At 73.4% G+C, this 2,017-nt stretch carries 2 protein-coding genes; one reads left to right on the forward strand and one right to left on the reverse strand.

Annotation, left to right across the window (positions count from 1 at the left end; genetic code table 11):
* Positions 1-1,347, forward strand: a 1,347-nt coding sequence (locus tag VF647_01770; GenBank protein HEX8450790.1) for an AMP-binding protein, incomplete at its 5' end; no start/stop codon positions are given.
* A gap of 192 nt (positions 1,348-1,539) precedes the next feature.
* Here the strand turns inward: VF647_01770 and VF647_01775 are convergent.
* Complete coding sequence (locus VF647_01775; protein ID HEX8450791.1) at positions 1,540-1,842, reverse strand: hypothetical protein; 303 nt, start codon at positions 1,840-1,842, stop codon at positions 1,540-1,542.
* Positions 1,843-2,017: the final 175 nt, after the last annotated feature.

Raw genomic sequence — 2,017 nt, forward strand, 5'->3', positions numbered from 1 at the left:
GCGGACCTGGACGGCGCGCGCGTGGCGTTCCTGGTGCCGCCCGGGTGGGAGTACGCGGCGGTGCAGTGGGGCGTATGGCGCGCGGGCGGCATCGCCGTCCCCCTCGCCGTTTCGCACCCCGAGGCCGAGCTGGAGTACGTGGTGCAGGACGCCGACGCGGAGGCCGTCATCGCCCACGCCGACTTCGCGGAGGTGCTGGGACGCGTGGCGGAGCGCAACGGCCGCCGATTCCTCACCACCGACGACGCGCTCTCCGCCGAGCCGTCCGCGCTGCCGGATGTCGCCGAAGACCGCCCGGCGATGATCGTCTACACGAGCGGCACCACGGGGAAGCCCAAGGGCGTCGTCACCACGCACGCCAACCTGCGCGCCCAGGTCACCGCGCTCGTGGAGGCCTGGGAATGGACAGCGGACGACCGCACGCTCCTCGTCCTGCCGCTGCACCACGTGCACGGCATCGTCAACGTGCTCTCGTGCGCGCTCTGGTCCGGCGCCGTCTGCGAGATCCTCCCCCGCTTCGACGCGGACGAGACGTGGCGCGTGATCGAGAGCGGGCGCCTCACCCTCTTCATGGCCGTGCCCACCGTCTACCGCCGGCTGATCGTGGCCTTCGAAGAAGCGGACGAGGAGCGGCGCGCGCGGATGGTGGAGGGGTGCCGGAGGATGCGGCTGATGGTCTCCGGCTCCGCCGCGCTCCCGGTGCAGATGCTCGAGCGGTGGCGCGAGATCAGCGGCCACACCCTTCTGGAGCGCTACGGGATGACGGAGATCGGGATGGCGCTCTCCAACCCGCTGAACGACGAGCGGCGCCCCGGCTCCGTCGGCGTCCCCCTCCCCGCCGTCGAAGCACGCGTGGTGGATGACGAAGCCCGCCCCGTCGAGCCGGGCACCCCGGGCGACCTGGAGATCCGCGGCCCCGCCGTCTTCGCCGAGTACTGGCGCCGCCCCGACGCCACCGCCGAAGCCTTCCGCGACGGATGGTTCCGCACGGGCGACGTGGCGGTGGTGGAGGACGGCTACCACCGCCTTCTGGGCCGCCGCAGCGTGGACATCATCAAGACGGGCGGCTTCAAGGTCTCCGCCCTGGAAATCGAGGAGGTCCTGCGCGAGCACCCCGCCATCGCCGAGTGCGCCGTCGTGGGCATCGAGGACGAGGAGTGGGGCGAGCGCGTCTGCCTCGCCGTGGAAGCCGCGGGCACGCTCCCCCCGCTCGCCGAGCTCCAGGCCTGGGCCCGCCAGCGCCTCGCCCCCTACAAGCTCCCCCGCGACCTCCGCCGCGTGGACACCCTCCCGCGCAACGCGATGGGCAAGGTGGTGAAGCCGGAGGTGGCGAAGCTGTTCGGGTGAATCGCGGAACGCCGGGCTCCCCCTCTCCCCGGCCCTCTCCCCCGCAAGCGGGGGAAAGGGTGCACTCCGCCCATGCCGCGCGCCCCCGCACCAACCCCTGCCACACACCCCAACGTTGTGGGGGCGGCTCCACGTGGCCGCCCGTGCTCGACCCGGCACCGCCGCCCGCCTAACGCGCCGACGTCCGCCCCCTCACGCCCCCGGCATGAACCGCGACCGCGCCTGCAGGAGCGCCGCCTCCGCCTCCGCCACAGCCTCCAGTGCAAGCGCCTCCGCGGCCTGTGAGAGGCTTTCGCGCGCCTGCTCCAGGATGGGTCGCGGGATGCCGCCGTCCACGCGCGCGGTGCGCCACGTCTCCCCCTCCAGCGCGGCGCGCGCGTGGTTGATGCGCCCCTCGCGGAGCTCCATCAGCACGCCATCGATCCACCCGACCAGGTTGGCGGTCGCCTGCGAGCCGGTGAAGATGGAATGCGGGTCCGATCCCTCGTCGTTCATCGTGGCTCCGGAGTGAGAAAGCGCGGCGGCATCCCAACTGGACGGAGCCGTTGCACTACCGATGCCGCCGCCAGCGCCCGCTCCTCCCCCAGCGGCGGCGCGACGATCTGGAGCCCCACTGGCATCCCCTCCGCGTCGACCCCTGCCGGCACCGACGCCACGGGGAGCCCCGTGA

This window comes from Longimicrobium sp., from assembly GCA_036387335.1.
GTDB lineage: Bacteria > Gemmatimonadota > Gemmatimonadetes > Longimicrobiales > Longimicrobiaceae > Longimicrobium.